Annotated in this window: 14 protein-coding genes and 1 other RNA gene; 5 read left to right on the plus strand and 10 right to left on the minus strand. The window is 71.4% G+C overall.

Annotation, left to right across the window (positions count from 1 at the left end; all coding sequences use genetic code 11):
- Positions 1-53 precede the first annotated feature (53 nt).
- The 3 genes from ABEA43_RS08110 (at position 54) to rnpB (ending at position 2,596) form a co-directional block, all read left to right on the plus strand.
- Entirely contained in the window at positions 54-794 is a 741-nt protein-coding gene (locus ABEA43_RS08110) for a zinc ribbon domain-containing protein (protein ID WP_345559996.1), read from the plus strand.
- Positions 791-2,068, plus strand: a complete 1,278-nt coding sequence (locus ABEA43_RS08115; protein WP_345559997.1) for a bifunctional RNase H/acid phosphatase — start codon at positions 791-793, stop codon at positions 2,066-2,068. Before ABEA43_RS08110 ends, ABEA43_RS08115 begins: the two co-directional genes overlap by 4 nt.
- A gap of 139 nt (positions 2,069-2,207) precedes the next feature.
- Positions 2,208-2,596: RNase P RNA component class A (gene rnpB, locus ABEA43_RS08120), an RNA gene on the plus strand.
- A 103-nt stretch (positions 2,597-2,699) separates the two neighbouring features.
- On the opposite strand, the gene ABEA43_RS08125 is transcribed toward rnpB, so the two are convergent.
- From ABEA43_RS08125 to ABEA43_RS08145, 5 genes are all read right to left on the minus strand, one after another.
- On the minus strand, positions 2,700-3,647 hold the full coding sequence (locus ABEA43_RS08125; RefSeq protein ID WP_345559998.1) for a serine hydrolase: 948 nt from the start codon (positions 3,645-3,647) through the stop codon (positions 2,700-2,702).
- A gap of 311 nt (positions 3,648-3,958) precedes the next feature.
- Positions 3,959-4,975: an NAD-dependent epimerase/dehydratase family protein gene (locus ABEA43_RS08130; RefSeq protein ID WP_345559999.1), complete on the minus strand. Its 1,017-nt coding sequence runs from the start codon at positions 4,973-4,975 to the stop codon at positions 3,959-3,961.
- A gap of 4 nt (positions 4,976-4,979) precedes the next feature.
- Entirely contained in the window at positions 4,980-7,223 is a 2,244-nt protein-coding gene (locus ABEA43_RS08135; RefSeq protein WP_345560000.1) for a SulP family inorganic anion transporter, read from the minus strand.
- A gap of 80 nt (positions 7,224-7,303) precedes the next feature.
- Complete coding sequence (locus tag ABEA43_RS08140) at positions 7,304-8,878, minus strand: hypothetical protein (protein WP_345560001.1); 1,575 nt, start codon at positions 8,876-8,878, stop codon at positions 7,304-7,306.
- Positions 8,879-9,061: 183 nt separating this feature from the next.
- On the minus strand, positions 9,062-9,571 hold the full coding sequence (locus ABEA43_RS08145) for a YbhB/YbcL family Raf kinase inhibitor-like protein (protein WP_345560002.1): 510 nt from the start codon (positions 9,569-9,571) through the stop codon (positions 9,062-9,064).
- 745 nt (positions 9,572-10,316) lie between these two features.
- Here ABEA43_RS08145 and ABEA43_RS08150 point away from each other — a divergent pair.
- Entirely contained in the window at positions 10,317-10,838 is a 522-nt protein-coding gene (locus tag ABEA43_RS08150; RefSeq protein ID WP_345560003.1) for a PH domain-containing protein, read from the plus strand.
- 71 nt (positions 10,839-10,909) lie between these two features.
- Positions 10,910-12,568 (plus strand): PH domain-containing protein, encoded by a 1,659-nt coding sequence (locus ABEA43_RS08155; RefSeq protein WP_345560004.1) that lies wholly within the window; start codon positions 10,910-10,912, stop codon positions 12,566-12,568.
- Positions 12,569-13,116: 548 nt separating this feature from the next.
- On the opposite strand, the gene sepH is transcribed toward ABEA43_RS08155, so the two are convergent.
- The 5 genes from sepH to ABEA43_RS08180 form a co-directional block, all read right to left on the minus strand.
- On the minus strand, positions 13,117-16,317 hold the full coding sequence (sepH, locus tag ABEA43_RS08160; RefSeq protein WP_345560005.1) for a septation protein SepH: 3,201 nt from the start codon (positions 16,315-16,317) through the stop codon (positions 13,117-13,119).
- 160 nt (positions 16,318-16,477) lie between these two features.
- Positions 16,478-17,437: a S8 family serine peptidase gene (locus tag ABEA43_RS08165; RefSeq protein WP_345560006.1), complete on the minus strand. Its 960-nt coding sequence runs from the start codon at positions 17,435-17,437 to the stop codon at positions 16,478-16,480.
- Between the two features lie 113 nt (positions 17,438-17,550).
- A complete protein-coding gene (locus tag ABEA43_RS08170; protein ID WP_425570224.1) occupies positions 17,551-18,828 on the minus strand; it encodes a D-arabinono-1,4-lactone oxidase in 1,278 nt (425 codons plus the stop codon).
- 42 nt (positions 18,829-18,870) lie between these two features.
- On the minus strand, positions 18,871-19,593 hold the full coding sequence (locus ABEA43_RS08175; protein WP_345560008.1) for a polysaccharide deacetylase family protein: 723 nt from the start codon (positions 19,591-19,593) through the stop codon (positions 18,871-18,873).
- Between the two features lie 54 nt (positions 19,594-19,647).
- Positions 19,648-20,853, minus strand: a complete 1,206-nt coding sequence (locus ABEA43_RS08180; RefSeq protein WP_345560009.1) for an MFS transporter — start codon at positions 20,851-20,853, stop codon at positions 19,648-19,650.
- Between the last annotated feature and the right edge of the window lie 71 nt (positions 20,854-20,924).

Raw genomic sequence — 20,924 nt, forward strand, 5'->3', positions numbered from 1 at the left:
CAAAACGGATATACCCCCATAGATCGCTGTGTTAGGACAAGAGGATATTGATCATGAAAGCAGCCCCTGAGGCCCAGAAACGATTGCTCGACCTGGCTGAGCTCGACTCCGTGATCGATCGGCTGGCCCACCGCCGGCGCACCCTGCCGGAGCTGGCCGAGATCGACGAGCGTTCGAAACTGTTCGCCAGGCTCGCCACGCAAGTCATCGAGGCCGAGACCGAAGCCGGCGACCTGGCCCGTGAGCAGAACAAGGCGGAGAGCGACGTCGACGCCGTGCGCACGCGCTCCGACCGCGACCAGAAGCGCCTCGACTCCGGCGCGGTGACCTCGCCGCGCGACCTGGCCGGTCTCCAGAGTGAGATCGTCTCGCTGCAGAAGCGCCAGGGCGACCTGGAGGAGATCGTGCTGGAGATCATGGAGCGCAGGGAGGCCGCCGACACCAGGGTCACCGACCTGGCCACGCAGCGCGACGAGGTCGGCACCGCCCTCGCGACCGCCGAGGACCGCCGCGACGCCGCGCTCAACGAGATCGACAAGGAGTCGGGCGAGGTCCAGGGCCGCCGAGCCGCCGCCGTCGGCGAGATCCCCGCCGACCTGCTCGCGCTCTACGCAAAGCTCAGAGACCAGTACGGCGTGGGCGCCGCCATGCTGCGCGGCGGCCGGTGCCAGGGTTGCAAGGTGGCCCTGTCCATCGCCGAGATGAACCGCATCAAGGCCGCCCCGCACGACGACGTGCTCCGGTGCGAGGAGTGCCGCCGGATCCTCGTCCGTACGGCAGAGTCGGGCCTGTGACGTCGTACGTCATCGAGGCGGACGGCGGCTCGCGGGGCAACCCCGGGCCGGCGGGTTACGGCGCTGTCGTCATGGCCGCCTCCGACGGCCAGGTGCTGGCGGAGGCGGCCGAGGCGATCGGCGTCGCGACCAACAACGTCGCCGAATACCGCGGCCTGATCGCCGGTCTCACGGCCGTGCTCGGGCTGGCCGGCGACGGGGCGCGGGTGGCCGTGCGAATGGACTCGAAGCTGGTCATCGAGCAGATGGCCGGGCGCTGGAAGATCAAGAACGAAGGGCTCCGGCCCCTCGCGATGGAGGCCGGCGCGCTGGTCAGACGACTGCGGGTGACGGAGTGGACCTGGATCCCGCGCGAACGCAACAAGCACGCCGACCGCCTGGCCAACGAGGCCATGGACGCCGCCGCCAAGGGCCTGACCTGGAAGGCGGGCGGCTCCGCCACATCCGGCGGCTCCGGTGGTCCGGCCGCCGGCGCGGAGGGCGTCACGGGCGCCGGGAGCGCACCCGCGGGGACGGCATCCGCGACCCGTAAGCCGTCGGCGGCCAAGCAGACGGACCTCCTCGACGCGGGCGACATTTCCGAACTATCCGCCCCCACCGCCTCCGTGGCCACCGCCCAGCAGCGCGGCAAAGGCACCGGCTGGGCCCCGCCCACCCGGGTCGCCACGTCGCTGCTCCTGCTCAGGCACGGCGAGACCGAGCTGTCCCTCGAACGCAGGTTCTCCGGCCACGGCGACGCCGAGCTCACTCCCAACGGCCTGGCCCAGGCCGCGGCGGCGGCGGACCGGCTGTCGCGCGAGCCGTACCGGCTGGACGTGATCGTCACCTCCCCCCTCAAGCGCGCCCGGCAGACGGCGGAGGCGGTCGCCCAGCGGACCGGTCTCGACGTGGACGTGGAAGAAGACCTCAGGGAAGCCGATTTCGGCGACTGGGAGGGCCACACGTTCACGGAAGTACAGCGCCGCTGGCCCGCCGAGCTCGCCGCGTGGCTAGCCGACCCCACGGTCGCCCCGCCCGGCGGCGAGAGCTTCGCCACGGCCGCGCAGCGCGTCCAGGCGGCAGGCGAACGGCTGGTCGAGCGCTACGAAGGCAAGACCGTCCTCGCGGTCTCCCACGTGACCCCCATCAAGCTGCTGCTGACCCAGGCCCTGCTGGCGCCGCTGCCGTCGCTCTACCGGATGCACCTCGACCTGGCCTGCCTGTCGCTGATCGAGCATTACGCGGACGGGCCGGCCGTGGTGAAGTCCTTCAACGACACGTCGCACCTGCGCTGAGCGGGGCCGTGCCGGACGCCAGAACCTCCGGCACGGCCGCCGCTGCCACCGCCCCCCTCAGGCGATGACCTGATCATTCCAGCGAATCGATCTTGTCGTTGAGTTGGGAACCGCTTGAAATGCGGTAACCTCTCCCAGACGAGTCGGCCGGGCGACCGCGTCGGGCCGGAAGGCCCGCCGAGGAAGGTCCGGGCTCCACAGGGCAGGGTGGTCGGTAACGCCGACCCGGGGTGACCCGCGGGACAGTGCCACAGAAAGCAGACCGCCTCCCGGTTCGCCGGGAGGTAAGGGTGAAAGGGTGGTGTAAGAGACCACCAGCGCCCACGGCGACGTGGGCGGCTAGGTAAACCCCACCCGGAGCAAGGTCAAGAAGGGATGCTCCTCGGAGCGTCCCGCGCGCGACGTTCGAGGGCTGCCCGCCCGAGCCGCGCGGGTAGACCGCTTGAGGCCGTCGGCAACGGCGGTCCTAGATGGATGGTCGCCCCTTCACACGAAGGACAAAACCCGGCCTACAGGCCGACTCGTCACCCCGCTTCCCGGCCCCGGCGCGCTGCCGGGGCTTGATACGACGGGCGCGGCCCAGGGCGAAAGCGCCGAACGTGAGCGCAGGGCGTAGCGGCCTCAGAACAGCTCATTTCTTGGCCGACGCCTGGGACAGGGCCCTGGCGACGAGCTTGCTGACGTGCTCGACCGTCTCGACCCCCGTCCCCATCGACCCATGACGCCGCGAGATGACGGCGATCAGGTACGTGTGGCCGCGGTCCCGCACCCGCCCGATGCTGTTGACCGTCCATCGGCCCCCGTCCCGTTCCCGGGGCAGCCAGCCGTTCTTGAGTGCCACGTCCGCCCCCTTGCGCCCGGCCGCGCTGACGCCCCACGACTGCTCGGGCGCGACGTCCCCCATGAGGCCCAGCACGTAGCGGCGGTGCTTGGCGGAGAGAGGGCTCTTGGCGGAGGTGAGGGCGGTCAGGAGGCGGATCTGGTCGGCGGCGCTGGTGGTGGTCGAGCCCCACGCCCCGCCGGGTCCGGGCCTGGTGCTGCGCAGGCCGAGCTTCTTGTTGGCGGCGGCCAGGCCGGAGGCCCCGCCGATCGCCGCCCACAGCGCGGACGCGGCGGCGTTGTCGCTGACCTTGATGGCCTGCGCGGCCGAACGCCGCTCCCAGCCCGTCAGGCGGCGGTGCCGGCGCTGGGCCTGCAGGAGGAGCGCGACCACGATGTTCACCTTGACGATGCTGGCCGTGGCCGTCCTGAGGCCGCTGTTGTAGGAGAACGACAGGCCGGTCGAGAGGTCGCGTATCGACACCGCGAGCTGGCCGGGGAGGTCGTCGAGGTAACGGCTCAGCGAACGGGTCAGCGGCTTCTTGTAGGACGGGCGCGACGGTTTCGCCTCCTTGGACTGAGCCTGAGGTCGCGACGGGGCCGAGGACGGTGGCGAGGCCAGGGACACGGGGCGGGGATCGAAGGGCACAGGTACGGGCGGCACGCCGCTCGACGTCAGAACGATCAGCGGCGCGATCGCGGCCACGAGCGCCCCCAGAACGGACCGGCGGCGCTCCGGCGGCCCGGTTTTCACCGGCACGACCCGGCCTACCCGAAAGCGGACAGGTCAGACGACAGGGAATGTGATGCCCGAAAACTCATGTTGGGCAGCATTCCGATACGGGTGTTTCTACGGTGTTAGCAGTCCGCGAAGTGAGGGGCGGAGGCGCTGATCCGGCTGCCCCGCTATCATCGGCGGCCCACTTCAGGGCATAGCGTGACGCCGGGCGCCTCCGCCCCTCCGGCCCCTGGGAGTCGAGACCGGCGTCGCGAGGAGCGCCGTGGGCACCTGGAGAACCTCGCTGGCACCGCCGACGCTAACCCCGCACGCGGCCCCCGGTCTGCGCAGGATTACGCAGAACGGCCCGCCCATGCGGAAAGAATGGCGGCCTCCTTCTCAGGAGCCATCCCGTGTGTGGTCTTGCTGCCGAAGTTGCGCCGGTCTTCCGGGATCTCGCGCAGCCACGCCCACGTGTCGCGCACGGTCTCGGCCACCGGCCGGGTACGCAGCCCGGCCGCCTCAGCCGCCCCCGTGGGGACGTTCCAGAAGTTCGCCGTCACCGCGGACGGCGGCCCGCCCCACAGCGGCAGCTCGACGAACGTCCCGGCCCCCTGCTCCACGAGGAACTCGTCGTCCACCCACACGAGCTCCGCGTCAGACCCCGTCGCCTCCTTGCAGAGCCCGAGCCACTCGCCATAGGTGACCTTGCCCACGGGCCCCGTCACGATGAACTGCCCCGCCGCCCCGCGCGCGGCCTGGTCGAGCGTGAAGATCGCCACGTCGCGCGCGTCCACGAGCTGCATCGGCGCCCCGGGGTCGCCGGGCGCGAGGACCTGCCCGCCGCGGGCGATCCTGGTCAGCCACCACGGCAGCCTGGCGATGTCTTCGTGAGGACCCAGGATGATGCCCGGCTGGATGATCAGCGCGTTGCCGTCGAACCCCTGCTCGACCGCCCGCTCACAACCCGCCTTCAGCACGCCGTAGCCGCCGTCGTCAGGCCCGGCGTCCGGCTCGCAGGCCCAGCCGGGCGCGCCTTCCTCGGCCGGCTCGGCGGGGAAGCCGTCGAGGGCGGAGATGCTCGACACGAAGGCGTACGTGCCCGCCCGCCCCGACAGCGCCCGCACCGACTCGCCCACGACCCTCGGCACGTAGCCGGAGGTGTCGATCACGACGTCCCACGACCGCCCCTCGGCCAGCCGCTCCAGGTCGGCGGCCACCTCCCTGTCGCCGCGCACGGCCTCGACGCCGGGCACGTCGGCCCCGCTCCGCCCCCTGTTGAACGTCGTGACCTCATGCCCGCCGGCCAGCGCCTCCTCGACGAACGCCCGGCCCAGGAACCCCGACCCACCGATCACCAGTAGTTTCATGAGTTCATTCTTCGCCAGCCGCCACCCTGCGATCGGACGGCTTCACGCAGAGCGTAGGGCGGAGCGGCGGCACCATGTGCACCCGGGCCGAGCCGATGTCGAAATACAGCCCCACCAGCTCCAGCTTGCCCGCCCTGACCTGTTCGTCGACCTTCCGGTAGGTGAGCAGGTTCTCCAGCTGCTGCTGCACGTTGACCCGGCACAGCACGTCCAGGGCCCCGTTGTGCAGCCGGTCGCCCTCGGTCTCGATGAACGTGGCCAGGCTGTGGTCCCCGTGCCGCAGCCACCTGCGCAGCCCCGGCAGGCTGCCCGCCTGCACCCCGCCACTCAGCACCCCCGCCATCGCGCCGCATCCCGAATGCCCGCACACCGTGATCGTGTGCACGCCCAGCACCTGCGTCGCGTACTCGATCGCGGCCACCACGGAGTCGTCGTGCGGCTCGGAGCCTCTGCGCGGCACGAGGTTGCCGATGTTGCGCACCGTGAACAGGTCGCCGGGGCCGCTCGCCGTGATCAGGCTCGGCACGATCCTGGAGTCCGCGCAGGTGATGAACAGGTGCGTCGGCTGCTGCTTGCGGGCCAGCTCGGTGAAGATGGGCCGCATCAGCGGCGCCGTACGCCGATGGAACTCCCGCGCCCCCACCGTGAGCTGGCACTCAGGCTCCGCGGGTACGCCGACCGGCGGAACGTCCGGGTTCCCCGGCCGCCGTCGCCGCTGCGCCCACGGCAGCCACCAGCGATCAGGCGCCTTGGGCGGCGACTTGACCGGGAACATCCGCGCCCCGCTGGCCGCCAGCGCGTACCACTCGTCGTGCAGCTCGTCGATCTCGACCGCGCCGCCCATCCGCTCGTGGTCCAGCCGCCAGGAGTGGATGGCCTCGAAGGCCGCGTTGTCCATGAAGTCGATGTTCAGGTCGAGGTCCACGGGCGTGCCCGCGGGGATCGTACGGAGCTCGTGGGTGAGCCTGGGCACGCCGAGGAACGTCAGCGAGCCGGAGATCGTCACGTGCAGCCGCTCGTCCCTGTCCTCGCGCTTCAGCACCGTCACCCAGGTCAGGCGGCGCAGCGCCAGCAGCGCCGCCAGCGCCAGGCCCGCCAGCACCCCCTCGGCCAGGCCCAGCAGGACCACGGCGGCCATCGTCACCACGTAGACGGGCACCTCGCCGTGGCCGTGCACCTTCCTGATGTGACCCAGGTTCACCATCTGCACGCCGATGAACACCAGCAGCGCCGCCAGCGCCTCCAGCGGGATCCACTGGATCGACCAGCCGAACCCCAGCGCGAACACCAGCACCCACACCCCGTGCAGGATCGCCGACCAGCGGGTACGGGCGCCCGCCTGCACGTTCGCGGTGCTCCGCACGATCACCCCGGCCACCGGCAGTCCGCCGAGCGCGCCGGTGACCATGTTGGCCACGCCCTGCCCGGTCAGCTCCTGGTCGAGGTCGGCGCGGCGGCCGCCGTGCATCCCGTCCACGGCCACGGAGCACAGCAGCGACTCGCAGCCGGCCAGCAGCGCGACCAGCAGCACCGACGCCACGATCAGGTGCCAGTCGCCGTGCGGCAGCACCGGGAACGCCCACTCGGTGACGCTGTCGGACAGGTCCACGCGCGTGACGTCCCAGTTGAACGCCCACGCCGTGGCCGCCGCCGCGAGCAGGGCGGCCAGCGGCGCGGGAACGGTCCTGATCTGCCGGGGCAGGCGCGTCCACAGGGCCAGCACGGTGATCGTGAGCAGGCCGACCGCGACCTTGTGGCCGTGCAGGTCGGCGATCTGGCCGGGAAGCTCGATCAGGTTCGCGATGGCCGAGCGCTGAGAGCTGCCGCCCAGCACGACGTGCAGCTGGGCGAGTGCGATGATCACGCCGACGGCCGCCAGCATGCCGTGGACGACGGCCGGCGACACCGCCAGCGCCGCCCTGGCCGCCTTGAACACCCCCAGCACGAGCTGGACCGCGCCCGCCAGCAGAGTGATCATGCAGGTGGCCCGCCAGCCGTACGTCTGTACGAGATCCGCCACCACCAGCGACAGCCCCGCGGCAGGCCCGCTGACCTGAACGGCCGAGCCGCCCAGCGCGCCGGCCACGATCCCGCCCACCACGGCGGCGATCAGTCCGGCGGCCAGCGGCGCTCCGGAGGCCATCGCGATGCCCAGGGAGAGGGGCACCGCGACCAGGAAAACCACGAGCGAGGCTGGCACATCATGCCGGAGGGTGCTCAGCCAGCTACTCTGCGTGTCGCGGAACATGGAGCAAACCCTATTGCTCCGTCACCCCCGCTTTAGGAGCGCGTCGCGTGGGTTTTACGGATTAATGAGCGCGCCTGAGATCAGCGGTAGTAGTCGTGCGGGTAGTCCTGCTCGGGCGCGCGCCGGGGGTCGCCGTTGGCTCCCGACGGCTGGGGCTGGCCGTTGCCGTACGTCGGCCAGGCAGGAGTGCCCGTGGGCGGCTCAGGCCAGGCGGCGGGTGCGGTGGCGGCGGGGCTGGTGTAGTCGCCCGTCTCGTACGCGAACGTGGACTGCGGCGTCGGGGCCGACAGCACGTCGTCGTAGGACGAGACGGCCCTGCCGGGCACGGTCGGGGTGCCGGCGGCGGGGGAGGGGCCGGTGAGCGGGTCGGAGTCGTCGGCCACGGCCCAGCCCGGGCGCACCTCGTAGGAGGCGGGATAGGACGGGGAGCGCCCGGCGGGCTGCTCGAACGCAGGCCAGGAGCTCGCGGAGCCGTAGACGGCGGTGGAGGGAGCGGGGTCGTCGAGGATGTCGGGAGAGGAGGGCCAGCCGCCCGACGTGGACGGGGCCGGCGGGGCGGTCCAGGTGGACTCGAGCGGGTCCGCCGCGCCGTTGTAGGCGGGGAACGGGTCGCTCGTGGGCGCGCCGTGGATGGGCGAGGACGGCACGGCGGGGAAAGAGCCGCTGGAGGCCGCGCTGGCGGGGTAGATGCCGTTGCCGTTCGCGACAGGGGAGGCGGGGAACGAGCCGCTGTCGGGGGTGGCGGAGTAGGAGCCGTTGCCGTTCGCGACGGAGGTGGCGGGGAACGAGCCGCTGCTGCCGGTGGCCGCGGGGAACGTGGAGTTCGACGACATCGCATTGGACGAGATGGAGGCGGGGGACTGGTCGGCGGAGCGCGTGGGGGCGGGCACCGGCTGGGCGCCCGCACCGAGGATGCTCATCACGTCGGCCGTCGGCGCCGCGAAGGTCATGGTGCGCTGGTCCGCCAGCTCGGCCTGGGAGGGAGCGCGCTTGGGCTCGACCAGATCGGCGAGGTTGGCCGCCGCGGCGGCCGCGGGGACCTGACGCTGCGGGAGAGGGGCCTGCACGGTGGACGCGTTGGGGTCCACGGAGGCGGAGGCGGGGACGGGCTTGGCCGGCTTGGCGCTACGGTCGCCGCCGCGCTTGGCGGGGCGCTCGGACCTGCGCTCGGCGGGTCGCTCGGATTTACGCTCCGGCTGGCGTTCTGCGGCAGGGCGCTCCGATGGGCGCTCGGCAGGGCGTTCACGCTCGACTGGGCGCGAGGCGCCCTTCCTGGCCGCAACGGTGCCACCCGCACCGAAACCGCCCTCTTCCGCGTCACTGCGGATGTTGGCCCAAAACTCCTCGTCCTCATCGTCGGACGACGGGTTGCCCCACTCGTCGACGCCACGCCTGCCACGCTGACCGGTGCGGACCGGTTTGACCTTGACTTCATCAATGGGGCTGAAGTCGGGGCTGAAATTGTTCATCCGCGGTTCGTGCGCAGCGAACTCGTCAGTGGACCGAGCATGAGTCATCTCCTCCTTCTCGGCCATCTCCTTCAGCCGTTCCGGAGGGAGAGAGCTCTCCCGGCGGTTCATGGAACGCATGCCCAGTGCCACGACGACGAGCACGAGGAGCACGACAGCGACCAAGCTGACTACGACCGCGATCATTGCACCACCCTCAAAGCCATGGCCTCCCTTTGGCACCGATGAGATCGCGCGGCCATCGACGCGATCTGCCCCCTTTGATCACCAGTGCCTAACAATTGAGTCTGATTGTGTCGGACCACTATGAGCGTTGTCACACCCTACGTGAAGAATTGGTACACCGTACTACCAGCAGTGTTCGGTCTCTCACTGGATGTTGACCGCCGTGAGGCGGCCGCGGGCTATGGTCTGGTCCGCGATCTGTTTCAAGATCTCGGGGAGGGGGGCGCCCTCCGGTCTGCTGACCTTGCCACTCAACGTGTAGACGGTGAAGCGATAGGTGCCCTCCCCGCAGGGGGGCTGGTAGCCCGCCTTGCCACTGGTCACCGTGGCCTGGCCGGCCCCGGTCGGGAGGTCGGCGGCGGCACCGGGTCCCAGCTCGGTCGTGGTCGCCGGGATGTTGTAGAGCACCCAGTGCACGGCCGATGCTGACGGCGTGTGGGAGTCGACCACGATCGCGATCGACTTCGCCTCGGACAGTGGCGGACTCGACCAGCGCAGAGGCGGACTGCCCTGGTCGCCCTGGCAGGAGTATTCGCGCGGCAGCGGTTTGCCTTCGCGCAACTCCGGACTCGAGACGTTGATCTCCGCGATGTCCTTGGCCTGAGATCTTCCGATGAGACTGCCGCAACCAGCCAACGCGAGCGCGACGACCACCCCTGTCACAATGACAGCGATGCGTCGCACGCGTGATGCCGCATTGCACAGCCCCATGCCGGACGATGCTACGCGGCTCTCGGCGGTGCGCAGACCGTTTCTCGATGGTCGGCGGCCGGTAAAGGATCCGAAACCAGCCAGAATCGCGGCATCCGGGCAGTGAGGTTGGACACAACCATGACCTCTGTCATTCCCCGCGGGCCCGAATCGGGCCGTAGCGAGGGACCCTTTCTGGCCTGCTGGTTCAGTGTGGCGGGACTCGGCGGGGAATCTGGCGCTGTGACCCGACAAAACGGACATCGGTTTCGGTCGGGAGGCGTTGGTAAAAACCAGGTGCGCCGGTTCGCCTGTTAGCGGTATCAGGTGACGGCTGCGGCTGGGGGCGTTCCTGCGGGTGGGCGGCCGGGCGTCCGGGCGGCAAGGGTCGTCCCGTCCTGGCACCCGGACGGAACGGGCGTTCAGGCCTTCAGGTCGGCGAGGGGCGTCGCGTCCGGGGGGAGCGTCGCGGACGGCGGCTGCCACGTTACGTGAGGGGTTCGCGCTGGGGTGCGGTCCCGCGCTCCCGGGCCTGGCTGGCACGAACGTGGCGCCGCCGACGCGGCCAAGCTCGACAGCCTACGGCCGGCCGCCACCGAGCATGGCACCGTGCCCGAGCCGGGTGTCGGCAGACACGCCGGGGCGTCAGGTGGATCTTTACCGCCAGGCTGGCGGATCACCGTCCGGCCGTGCGACTTAAGCTGGCCCTGTGACGACAACAGGCCCGCTGCGCGATCCGGCGAACCGCGTCTCGCCCAAGGCCGTTCGCCTGTGGCTGTTCGAGGCACTGATCGCATTTGTGTTCTTCGCCGGTGGCTCGATCCTGATCTCGCGCTGGGTGGGCGGGAGCGGGTGGCCGTGGGTGCCCGGCTGGTTCGCCGACAACTCGTGGCTGCTGCCGGTCGCCGTCCTGGTGGTGGTCCTGCCGTTCCTGGTGGCCGAGCCGTTCGTACGGTATGCCGTGCATCGCTGGGAGCTTTCAGGTGACGTCGTCTATGCGAGGTCGGGCTTCCTGACCCGGGAGTGGGTGTTCGTGCCTGTGAGCCGCATCCAGACGGTCGACAAGGGGCAAGGGTGGATGGAGCGGATGCTCGGGCTGGCCACGCTCGAGATCCGTACCGCGTCGCATGCCGGCTCATCGACGATCAAGGGGCTGGACTTCACGGTGGCGGCGGGGCTGGCCGAGCAGCTCGCGCACCGGGCGGAAGAGCTCAGGGACGACGCGACGTGACCGAGCCCAGGCGACCCCCTCATGGCGACCCGCCGCCCGCGCCGGAGAACGCCCCCGTACACAGGGAGCCCGTGCATAGAGAGAGCGGTCCCGTTCAGGAGGGCGGCCCCGCGCCGGAGAGCGCACTCGTACAACGGGACGGCGCTCCCGGCCCAGGAAGCGGCCCCGCGCCCGGCCCGGAGCCTGACACCGCACCTGTGCATGGCGCCGCGCCGCAGGGCGGTTTCGCGCCGGCGCTCGTGCGCGTGCCGCTGCGGCTGAGCCCCAAGGTGCTGCTCATCGATCCGGTACGCATGCTGCCCTCGCTGCTCCTCCCCCTCATCGGCGTGCTGTTCGTCGGCGGCTTCTCGACAAGGTCGTACGGGTGGGCGGCCGCGGGCGTCATCGGCACCGTCGTGTTCGCGGTCATCAGGTGGGCCACCTTCACCTACGAGATCGTCGGCGACCGCCTGGAGACGAAGCGGTCGCTGATCAGCCGGTCCATCCGGACCATCCCGCTGGAGCGGATCCGCGGCGTCGACGTGTCCATGCCGCCCATGCACCGCCTGCTCGGCCTGGCCATCCTCAAGATCGACACGGGCGCGAGCGGCGGTGACGAGGAGGCCAAGCTCGACGGGGTCACGCTGGCCGAGGCCGAACGACTCAAGTCCGTCCTGCTGCGGCGGGCGGCCCGTCCGGAGGAGCACGTACCCGATGCCGCGGCGACCGGGACCGGGACCGGGACCGTCGAACGGCCGATCATCGTCGTGCCGCGCAGGTGGCTGCTGTACGGGCCGCTGTCGGGCGCGTACCTGCTGACTCCTTTCGCGCTCGCGGGCGGTGCCGTGGGGCTGGCGTTCCAGTGGGGGGACGAGCTGGGGTTCGGCAGGGACGCCGCCTGGAGCGCGGGGGAGTGGCTGTGGCGTCATCCGTACCTGCTGCTGATCGTGGCGCTGCTCCTCGTGGTGGCGATGCCGTTCGTGGGCGGGCTGATGTACGCGGTCTTCAACTGGGACTTCACCCTCAAACGGCGTGATGGCTACCTGGTGGCGGAGCGCGGGCTGATCAACCGGCGCAGCGTGTCGCTGGAGTCGGAGCGGGTGCGCGGCTACGAGATCGTGGACGGGCTCGCCGAGCGGTGGGCCGGAGTCGTCCGCGTCTGGGCGATCGTGACCGGCCTGGGCGATTCGCAGACGCGGGGGCAGCTTCTGCCCGACGTGCCGCGCACGGTGGCCTTCCAGGTGACGGGAGACGCTGTCGGCCCCTTCCAGGCCGAGCTCCGGAGCCATCCGCCCATAGCGCGAAACCGCCGCCTTTTCCGTGCCGTCTTCCCCTGGGCCCTGCTGGCGGTGCTGAGCGCCGTCGCGGTCTGGGCGACGGGGCTGATGGTGTGGTGGATCTTCCTGGTGGTGGCGCTGCTGCTGGCGGGCGCCGGGGTTCCGCTGGGCCTCGACCGGTACGCGTCCCTCGGCCACGGCTACGACGGGGTGCGGGTGGCGGTGCGGTCGGGGTCGCTACGGCGCTCCCAGGCCGTGGTCGAACGCCGGGCCGTGGTGGGGTGGCGGCTGCGGCAGACGTGGTTCCAGCGGCGGGCCGGGGTGCTGACGCTCATCGCCGGGGTCGGGGCGGGCAAGGGCGGCTACTCGGCGATCGACGTGTCCGAGGCGCAGGGGGTCGAGTTCCCGGCTGAGGTCACGCCGGAGTGGCTCGCGCCCTTCCTCCGAGAGGCCGGAACGCCGGCCGCCGACTGACCCGCAACGGCCCGCGAGGGTGCCTGGTGGCGTGGGCGGGTCGATCGTGAAGGCCAGGCGGGGCTTTGCGGCGTGGGTGTGCAGGCGCCGGCTGGCTCCGTGGACCAGCGCGCATCGGACGTGCTGACGGTGCGTGCCGGCCGGGGCGAAGCGCGCCACCGGGGATGGCCGGCGCCGCGGTGCACTCGGCAAGGCGACCCCGCAGAACGGCTGGCCCTCCGTGGCTGGTCTGACGCAACGGCTGGTCCGATGGAGCGGCGACCCGATGCGCCCGGCCGGCCTTGACGAGTTGGGCAGACGCAACGGCTGCCCTGACGCGGCTGGCTTGATGGAGGGGCTGGCTTGACGCAACGGTTAGCCCTGCGCGGCTGGCCCGATGCAACGGCTGGCCCGATGCAACGGCGGGCCCGATGCAACGGCTGGCCCGATGGAAGGGCTGGCCCGGCGTACTACGCGCTGGGTTTGCGGCTGCGGCGTGATGGCCGCTGGGGGGTGTGGGCGGGCGGTCTGGCGTGGTGGCGGGGGGTTTGGGGGACGCGTCGGTGAGGTCAGTCCTGGCGGCGGGCGCCGAACATGATCTCGTCCCACGTCGGCACCGAGGCGCGGCGTCCCCTCGAACCCTTGCGCGGCTGGCGGGCGGCCGGGGCAGGCGGGGGCGACGGCACCGGCACGGCCGGGTCGTCCTTCGTCTCGCCGCCCTTGCCACCCCGTGCGGCCGGCACCGCCGGTGCGGGCTTGGGCTCGCTGGGGACGGGCTTGGGCTTGGGCGCAGGCGGCTTGGTCGCCTGCACGGGCTGCTCGGGCTCCGGCTCCGGTGCTGCGGGCTGGGCGTCGCCGGTGCCCTTCTGCTTGGCGTCCGGTACGGCCTGCGCCGCCTTCTTCTCCGGCTCGGTGGTCGTCGCCTCAGGCGTCGGCGTCTTCTCGGTGGTCTGCGTGGCCTTGGCCGTGGTGGCGTCCGTGGCGCTGGTGGTCCCGGCGGTGGCTTCCTCAGCCGTTGCGCTGCTGGGCGAGGAGGTGGTGGTCGCGGCCGGGGTCGCCTTGGCGGCGGCCGGGCTTACGGCCTCGTTCTCCTTGGCGGTGGCCGAGGCGTCGGCACCGGCGGGCGTTTCCACGGAGGCAGGCGCCGTGTCGGTGGCAACTGCTGCAGCCGTGGTGGGTGCCTCGACGGTGGTGGGCGTCTCGGCGGTGGCGGGTGCCGCGTCAACTTGTGCCGCGACAATGGGCGCCGCTGCGGTGACGGACACTTCGGTCGTAGCAGGGTCCGGGGCGGGGGCCGTGGTCGTAGCAGGTGCCGTGGTGGCAGCTACCTCGGTCGTGGCAGGCGCCTCCGCGGCGCTGGGCGTCGTGGCCTCTGCGGCTTCCGCCTTCTGTACGGTGCTCGCGGACTGGCCGGTGGCTTCCCTCGTGACGTCGGCTGCCGGTGACGGTGCCGAGGCGTCCGGAGACGTCGTGGTGCCGGCGGCGGGCGACGAGGCGGCGCTGGCTTCCGTGGCCGTAGCCGCGGTAAGGGGGGCGGTGGTGGACGACGTCACAGCCGCTGCGGCCGGGACCGAGTCCGTGGCGCTGTCGGACGCGGCGGTTTGAGTAGAGCCCGATTCGGCGGCGGGTGATGCTGCGGCCGGCTCAGTGGTGGGTGACGCTGTGGCCGGCTCTGGCGTGGTCGGAGCAGCAGCCGCCTCGGCGGCCGGTGACGCTGCGGTCACCGGGACCGTGCCGGTCCGCTCGGCGGTGGCGCCGGCAGACTGAGCGGCCGACTGGGCCGTGGCAGTGGGCTGTGCGGCGATGGCGGGCTGTGCGGTGGGCTCGGCGCTGGTCATCGAGTCCGGGCTGACGGTCGCTGCGGCGCTGGCCGGTGTCGTGCTGCTGATCGGCGTCGTGCTGCTGATCGGCGTCGTGCTGGCGGCCGCTTCAGCCGCTGGCATGGCTGCGGGAGCCGGCTGGGCGGCAGGTGCCGGCGCGGTCGTGGCAGTCGGCTCGGCGGTCGCCTGGAGGACGGTCTCCTCGCGGACCGGCGTGACGGTCTCAGCCTGGACCGGCGTGACGGTCTCAACCCGAGTGGGCGTGAGGGTCTCGGTCTGGCTGGGCGCGACGGTCTCGGCCGGTGCGACGGTCTCAGCGTGGGTCGGCGTGCGGGTCTCAGCCTGTGCCGGCGTGACGGCCTCGGTCTGGGCTGCCGGCGGCGTCACAGTGGCGGCGGGCTGGGTGGTTCCGGGCAGGGCGTGCTCGCCGCGCTCGGTGGTCGAGAAGGCCGGCGGCGCGGGCTGGGCGGTGTCCGTGGTGGAAAGCGGCTGGTCCTGCCCGGCGGGGCGGTCCTGTGCTGCGGGGTGGTCCTGGGTGGCAGGGCGGTCCTGGGGCTGGGTCTGGGTGAGGTGAGCGGACTCAGGGGTCCGGTCGGCGGTGTGCTCGGGGCGATCCTGCGCGGACGGCGGTGCCTCGGCCGAGGGCGGCTGGGTGGTGCCGGTGACGTGGGAGTCGGGGTGGGCGGGCGGCGAGGTCGCCGGGGCGTAGATGGAGTCGGTGTCGCGCTCGCCCTGGCGTCCGGGCCCGAAGTCGGGCAGCCACGTCGAAGCCCCGCCACGGCGGGACGAAGTGTCGCCGGGGCGGCCATAGCCGGTCTCGCGGGCCGGCGGCTCAGGGCGGAAGTGCTCGCGAGCGGGCGCGGCGTCCTGGCGGAGGGGGTCGCGGGGCGCAGGGTCCTGGCGGTAGGGGTCGCGGGAGGGCGGAGCGTCCTGGCGGTAGGAGTCGCGCGACGGTGCTGAATCTCCGCGGGTGGAATCCCCGCGAGAAGAATCCCCGCGGGCGGAATCTCCACGAGAAGCATCCGCGCGGGCAGCGTCCTGGCGGCCGGTGTCCTGGCGGTAAGGGTCGCGGGGCTGCGGGTCGGGGCGGAGGCCGGCCTCGGCGGGCGTGCCGTAGGACGAATCGCCGTCGCGCGAAGCGGCGGGCCGGTCGAAGGCGGACTCGCGGGGCGAGGACTCGGGCGCGCGCGTGTACGCCGACTCCGAGCCCCTGGGCGGCGGGTTGTAGCCGACCGCGGGCTCCTCGGGCTCGCGGCGCACCACGGAGGGGAAGTTCACGGCGTCGGAGGCGAGCGGCGGCACCGGCTGCAGCTTGGCCACGCGCGGCGCGAACGGCGTCACCGTCGTGTCCTCCACCACGGGCGGCTCGGGGTCGAACTCGGCGGCGGACAGGCGCAGGGCCTCGTCGCCGTGGGGCGTCACATGACGCTTGCGCGGGTCGAAGAGCCACTCGGCGTGGCGCGTGTGACCGTTCCAGACGTAGCCGAGCTTGACCCGCCACAGGCCGTCGTCGCGCTTGGCGGAGTCCCAGTCGATCTCGTCGGTGGGCACGCCTCGCCTGGTCAGCCGCTCCGCCACGAGATCGCCCAGGGTGGGACCTGGCGCGGACTCTCCTGGCATGCGTACGGCCACGCGTTGTGCCTGCTGGGCGACGTACTCCCGCTCCTGCAGCACCGGCCCCTCGAACCAGCGGACGCGCTCGACCGGGATCCCGGCGGTCGCGGCGATCTCCTCCGCCGTCTCTCCGGCGCGGATGCGGGCCTGGATCTCCTTGGGGCGCAACGGACTCTCCACTTCGATCTCGTACTGGCCGAGACGGGAGAAGTTGCCGCGGACGGCAGCACGGAGCCGGTCGTCCACGGGAAGCGTGAAGCGCGTACCTCGTCCGGCAGTAGCCAGCACGAGATAGGTGCCGTCCTCACTCACCGCGACGAGTCGGAGCTCCTGCATGCGAGTCCCTTCGTCAGCGTCGCCATTCTTCCCCCGGACCCTTGAGTCTCTCGCGTGTGCCGGTTGCCTGCCAGCACCGTACCCGGCATGTCCGAACATCGCCTTCATGGGATAGCCCCGGGGCGATGTGACGCCGGTCACATTTGTGGAATCCATCCCGCTATTGCCCGCCGCTGTGCATGTGGAGGCTAGAGGCCCCAGACGGATTCTGGCGAATCGCGCCGCCCGCTGTCGTGCACTTCAGCCAAGACGCGAGAACGGATGGATGAGCGGCGGGATGGAGCTCCAGGTGGCGGGCGGCGGCTCCGGCGAGGTGGGGGGCGTTCGCCGAGAAGGCCGCGCCGCCCGGTGTGACCCGGCACGTACGGGAATCGGCGGCTACGACGGTGAAGAGACCGGAACGCGCCATCGCCCGCACGGCGGTCCGCAACGCGGGGGAGTCGGCCCCGTCGAAGGACAGGCCGGCGACGGCGGGCCCGCGCGCGTGCCGGCGGATCCAGTCGAGCCCGGCCAGCACGTCGGCCAGCGTGCCTGGCCCGTCGCAGCCGAGCACGCGTACGGAGGCGATCCTGGCCTTGGGCGCGACGCCCGTGTAGCGCCCCGCGATGGTCCTGGCGACCTGTGTGCCATGGCCTGAGCAGTCGCGGCCGGTGCCGCCGGTGGCGTCGAAGGCGTGCCAGGCGCGGTCCCCGAACTCGGGCCTGGTGACGTCGACGCCGCTGTCCACGACGTACACGGTCGTGCCCGCGCCGCCGGTCCGCACGGCGCGCGGCCTGGCGGACGCGCCGCCGGTCATAGGGTGGATCTGGCGGTCCGGCTCGATCGTGCGCACCCGAGGATCCGCCCGGAGCTCGGCCAGCTCGCCGGCGGTGAGGAAGGTGGCGAATCCGGGCAGCGCCGCGGTGTAGAAGCGGCGTACCCGCCAGCGCACCTCGCCGACGAGCTCGCGGGCGGCCACCCGGTTGCGCGCGGTGACGATGTAGGGGCGGCTGGGCTCTGACGCGATGGGGGCCACGGCGAGTCCGGAGGCGGGCGTCATGGCGAGCGGGACGGCGGTCGTGGCGGCCGTGGCCACGGCCGCGGCGAGGTAAACGGAGGGCAGGCCGAGTCGTCGGGGCACGAGTTACAAGGTTGCCGCTCGCGCGGGGGGCGCGCGCGGCAAGACACGCGCTCACGCCGATTCCCGAGCCAGCTCTTTACCTAACGCAGGCCATCGGGCGATCGTGGCGGCCGTCAGCCGAGCACCAGGTCCAGGTACTCGTTGGTGAACAGGCGGCGTGGATCGAGCCGGTCGCGCAGTGCCGTGAAGTCCGCGAAGCGCGGATAGACCTTGCTCAGGTAGAAGGCGTCCCTGGTGTGCAGCTTGCCCCAGTGCGGACGCCCCTCCAGCCGGGTCATGATCTCCTCGACACCCTCGAAGTACGCGGGGTTCGGGGTCGGGCGGTAGATGTGGCAGGCGATGTACGCGGACGCCCGATCGTAGGCGGTGGACAGCCACGCGTCGCTGGGCGGCGTGACGCGCACCTCCACCGGAAAGGTGATCTTCCAGTTCATCCGCTCGATCAGGTCTCTGGTCTCGCGCAGCGCCTGGGTGAGATGATGGCGCGGCAGAGCGTACTCCATCTCGAGAAAGCGCACGTCCCGGCGCGCTGTGAAGATCTTGTACGACGTGTCGACCGACTCCGAGTCGCCGAGCGCCGCCGCGCTGACCGCGTTGATCCGCGGGATCAGGCCGGGCAGCCGCGCGCCCACGGCGCAGGCCGCGCCGAAGGCCGTGTTCTCCAGGAAGACGTTGTCCATCCAGCGTTTGACCGCGCTCGGCGGGCTGGCCGGGCCCGGGTCCCGGTTGTTGGTCTTGACCAGGCACGCATCGGTGTGCGGCACCCAGAAGAAGTCCAGATGCTCGTTGGCGGAGACCAGCGAGTCGAGCGAGCCGAGAATCTCGCTGAGCGGCAGCCTGTGCCGCCTGTTGTGCAGCAGGAACGCGGGCTCCACCCGTAACGTCACGGCCGTCAGCACCCCGAGCGCGCCCAGGCCCACCCTGGCCGCGTCGAACAGGTCCTCGCCGGGACCCACGGTCGCCACCGAGCCGTCGGCGAGCACCAGCTCCAGCTCGGTGACCTGGTCGGCGAGCCCGCCGCTGTCACGTCCCGTGCCGTGCGTGCCGGTCTGGATCGCGCCGGCGACGGTCTGCTCGGTGATGTCGCCCATGTTCGACAGCGCCAGGCCGCGCTCGCCGAGCAGCTCATTCAGCACGCGCAGCGGGGTCCCGGCCAGCACGGTGACGCGGTCGTCCGCCCAGGACCTGACTCCGGTCAGCCCGTGCGGGCGTAGCATGATCCCGTCGGTGAGGGCCACCCCGGTGAAGGAGTGACCCGTGCCGACCATGCGGACTCGCCGCCCGGAGGCGGCGGCGTCCACCACGGCGCGTACGACGTCCGCGACGGACGCCGGCGTACGCACCTCGGCGGGGGTGCCCGACTGGTTCCGCGCCCAGTTGGTGAAGACCACGAGCACCCTCCAGAGCTTCGTTCCGCTAAACGTGAACGATACTCACTTCTCCCAGCCGGCGGGAACCGGGAAGATGTCCCCGGGCTGGAGGTCCTGCTGCTTGACCACGTCGGACACGGTCACCAGGTGGTAGCCCTTGTTCTCCAGGGTCTTGATGATCGCCGGCATCGCGTCGACCGTCTGCTTCACCCAGTCGTGCATCAGGATGATGCCGTTGGGCTGAGCCACCTCAAGGGTCTTCTTCTTGATGGCCTCGACGTTCTTGGTGCTCCAGTCCTGCGAGCCGGCGGTCCACAGGATCATCGGCATGCCGTACTGGGCGGCGATGTCGGACACCTGAAGGTCGGCCAGTCCGTACGGCGGGCGCAGCAGCTTGGGCTCGACGCCCGACGCCTTCTTCACCGCGTCCTGGGTCTTCTGGATCTCGCTCTTGATCGTCCCGGCCTCACTCTTGGTGAAGTCAGGATGGCTGTAACTGTGGTTGCCGAGCTCGTGGCCCTCGGCGGCCATGCGCTTGACGTAGGCAGGGCGGCTCTTCACGTATTGGCCCTCAAGGAAGAACGTCGCCTTCGCGTCGTACTTCTTGAGCGTGTCGAGCAGCGTTCCCGCGTACTGGCCCGGACCGTCGTCGAAGGTCAGCGCGATGCACTTGACCTGCTCGCAGTCGACCGGTTCCTTCTTCGGAGCCTGGGCGAACGCGGGTGCCGGCGCGAGAGTGACGCAGACAGCCGCGATAGCTAGAAGTGAAGTGATTTGTCGGGACATAGCTAGAGCTTCCGGTGTGATGGGTGTTGCGAGGGATGTCCTGACGGTAGCGGATCAGCTCTTGGCGGGTGAAGACGCCTCGGGAAGTCTCAGCAAACCCGAACCTCCGATGCCCACGGCCACGGCGAGCGCCGCCGCGCCCCAGGAGAAGGCGTAGGCGTTCGAGGCGCCGTACATCTCCGTGAGCCGCCCGCCCGCCCACGCGCCGATCGCCACACCGAACCCGATCGACGTCGAGATCCACGCCATACCCTCGGTGAGCAGGGACGGCGGCACCAGCCGCTCGGTGAGCGAGAAGCCTGTGATGAGCGTCGGCGAGATCGCGAACCCGGCCAGGAACAACGCCCCCGCCATGATCCACACGTCACCGATGAACATGATCGGCAGCAGCCCCACCACGAACACGCCCAGCGCCCGCACGAACCGCCCGCGCAGCGAGATCTTCCAGCGCCGCGACCCGAACCACAGCCCCGACACCATCGACCCGCCCGCGAACGCGGCCAGCAGGAACCCGGAGGCCGACTTGACGCCCTGCTCCTCCGCGAACGCCACCGTGATCAGGTCCACCGACCCGAACACCGCGCCCAGCGCCAGGTAGACGCACGACAGCAGGGCGATCCCGGGGATCAGGATGGGCGTGCCGCCCGCCGACCTGACCCGCTGGACGGGCGGCTGGGTGCGCCGTTGCGCCGCCAGCGCCAGGCAGCCGAGCAGCATGCAGACCAGGGCGACGACCAGCCCCGCGTACGGGTTCACGCTGGTCGCGAGCACCGTGACCAGCGCCGGACCGGTGACGAAGACGACCTCGTCCACCACGGACTCGAACGCGAACGCGGTGTGCAGCCTGTCGGAGCCGCCGTGGATCACCGACCAGCGCGCCCGCACCATCGACCCGATGGACAGCGAGGTGGCCCCGACGACCAGGCCGGAGGCGTAGAGCGTCCAGTCGGGCAGCCCGAACCCGGCGCACAGCATGAGGGCGACCAGGGAGAGCCCGTTGACGACGGCGAACGGCGCGATGATCCGGCCCTGCCCGAACCTGTCCACCAGCCTGCCGGACAGGGGGGCGGCTATGGCGAAGGACACGTTGGTGGCGGCGGCGACCGCGCCCGCGGTGGCGTACGACCCGGTGAGCGTGGAGATCAGCAGGACGACCCCGATGCCGAGCATGGACATCGGCATCCGGCCGATGAAGCCGGCCAGGACGAACGCTTTGACGCCGGGCCCGTTGAACAACCCCCGGTAAGGCCCGACCACCACATTTCCCCCTTACATAAGCCCGCTAACCTTCGCGCACCGACTGTTCGGATGGCAAGTGATTTGTCCGGCGC

Source organism: Nonomuraea rosea, assembly GCF_039539705.1.
Classification (GTDB): domain Bacteria; phylum Actinomycetota; class Actinomycetes; order Streptosporangiales; family Streptosporangiaceae; genus Nonomuraea; species Nonomuraea rosea.

Bases quoted from the DNA above. Each gene is read 5' to 3' on its own strand.
- ABEA43_RS08110 (WP_345559996.1), top strand. From the start codon at position 54: ATGAAAGCAGCCCCTGAGGCCCAGAAACGATTGCTCGACCTGGCTGAG.
- ABEA43_RS08130 (WP_345559999.1), bottom strand. From the start codon at position 4,975: ATGAAACTACTGGTGATCGGTGGGTCGGGGTTCCTGGGCCGGGCGTTC.
- ABEA43_RS08135 (WP_345560000.1), bottom strand. From the start codon at position 7,223: ATGTTCCGCGACACGCAGAGTAGCTGGCTGAGCACCCTCCGGCATGAT.
- sepH (WP_345560005.1), bottom strand. From the start codon at position 16,317: ATGCAGGAGCTCCGACTCGTCGCGGTGAGTGAGGACGGCACCTATCTC.
- ABEA43_RS08175 (WP_345560008.1), bottom strand. From the start codon at position 19,593: ATGTCCCGACAAATCACTTCACTTCTAGCTATCGCGGCTGTCTGCGTC.
- ABEA43_RS08140 (WP_345560001.1), bottom strand. From the start codon at position 8,878: ATGATCGCGGTCGTAGTCAGCTTGGTCGCTGTCGTGCTCCTCGTGCTC.